Source organism: Ruminococcus flavefaciens ATCC 19208, assembly GCF_000518765.1.
GTDB classification, from domain to species: domain Bacteria; phylum Bacillota; class Clostridia; order Oscillospirales; family Ruminococcaceae; genus Ruminococcus; species Ruminococcus flavefaciens.
In genome coordinates this window covers 1-1,851 of sequence record NZ_JAEF01000032.1, presented here as the reverse complement: position 1 = coordinate 1,851, position 1,851 = coordinate 1, and the positions used below count along the sequence as shown (strand labels likewise).

Annotated in this window: 1 protein-coding gene; it reads right to left on the bottom strand. The window is 42.6% G+C overall.

The window, feature by feature from the left end; all coding sequences use genetic code 11:
• Nucleotides 1-1,851: leucine-rich repeat domain-containing protein (locus tag L870_RS0106780; protein WP_028517501.1), on the bottom strand; the 1,851-nt coding region annotated here is incomplete at both ends.

Sequence of the window (1,851 nt, the reverse complement as noted above, 5' to 3'; positions counted from 1 at the left end):
CCTGTGAGCTGCCGTCAGTATTTACAGCTTCAAGAGAGAAGCCTGCAAAAGGAAGTGTGAGTTCTGCAAGCGATTTACAGCCGCTGAATACATGGCTTCCTATACCGTCAGCACCGCCCCTGATAACAGCAGATGCAAGTGATGAACAGTCGCTGAATGCGTATTCACCGATAGTTTTTACTGTTTCGGGAACTGTTACATTTGTGAGACCGCTGCAGCCCGAGAACGCATTGTTGCCAATAGCTGTAAGAGTTTTCGGGAAGGTTACAGTCTTGAGAGCAGCACTGCTGCAATTGCTGAATGCATAATTTCCTATACTAATAACACCTTCAGGAATTTTTCCGTCTGAAATAGAGGTACAGTTTTCAAATGCGTGATCATCAATGTATTTTATACCTTCCGAGATATAATCCTTGGTGATAGATGAGCAGCCTGCAAATGAATAATTACCGATCTCGGTCATGCTCTTTGGCAATACGAATGTCTCAACACCTGTAAAGCGATAGAAAGCATAGTCTGAAAGTCTTGTACCGCTCAGAACAGTGACCTTTTTAAGTGACTTGGGGATATATCTTCTCCAGCCGCCTGAGTTGTTGATATTGTGGTAATCTGTATCGTTTCCGTTAAGGAATAAACCTGAAAGTTCGTTTACAGACTTTGGATCATCTGCATTTTCCTTGTTGTATCCTGCGAAAGGAAGTGTGAGATCAGCAAGTGACTTACAGCCGCTGAAAATATAGCTTCCGATACTGTCAGCACCGCCGTAGATTACAACAGTTTTAAGTGCGGAACAGTTGTTGAAGGTATACTCACCGATAGTCTTTACTGACTCGGGTATAGTTATCTTTTTGAGACCTGTACAGCCTGAGAAAGCGTAAGCTCCAATTGTTGTAAGAGTTGTCGGGAGAGAAATATCATCAAATTCTTCATTTGTACAGCTGCTGAATGCACTATATCCGATGCTTAAAACACCTTCGGGCAGACAAGTATCTGTTATAGAGGAGCATTCTGTATATGCGTAATTGCCTATCTCTGTAATTGTATCAGGGAGCACGATTGATTCTACTCCGCCGAGACGATAGAATGTATAGTCAGGAATTCTTGTACCGCTGAGTATAGTGATCTTTTTAAGTGCCTTGGGGATATATCTTCTCCAGCCGCCTGAGTTATTGATATTGTAATAATCCTCATCGTTTCCGTTAAGGAAGTATGTGGATAACTCGATTGATTTAGCAGTTGAATCTGCGCTGAATCCTGCGAAAGGAACTGTAAGCTCGGCCAGTGATTTACAGCCGCTGAAAATATGTGATCCGATACCGTCTGCACCGCCTTCGATAACTGCTGTTTCAAGTGAAGAACAGTCGCTGAATGCGTAATCTCCGATGTTTTTAACAGTATCAGGTACTGTGATCTTTGTAAGACCTGTACAGCCTGTGAAAGCACTTGGGCCTATATCCGTAAGAGTTGTTGGGAATTTGATAGTGTCGAAATCGGTACAGCTGCAATTTTTGAATGAGGAGTCTCCGATTTTTTTAACGCCTTCCGGCATATAAGCTGTTTTCATTGATGAGCATTCTGCATATGCATAATAGCCGATCTCTGTAATGCTGTCAGGGATAGTAATGGTCTCAACTCCGTTGAGTCTGTAGAAAGAATAGTTCGGAATTCTTGTGCCGCCTGTTATAGTGATCTTTTTAAGCGCCTTAGGGATATATCTTCTCCAGCCGCCTGTGTTGTTGATATTGTAGTATTCCTTATCATTTCCGTTGAGGAACAGGTTTACGATCTCCTGTGAGCTGCCGTCAGTATTTACAGCTTCAAGAGAGAAGCCTGCAAAAGGAAGTGTGAGTT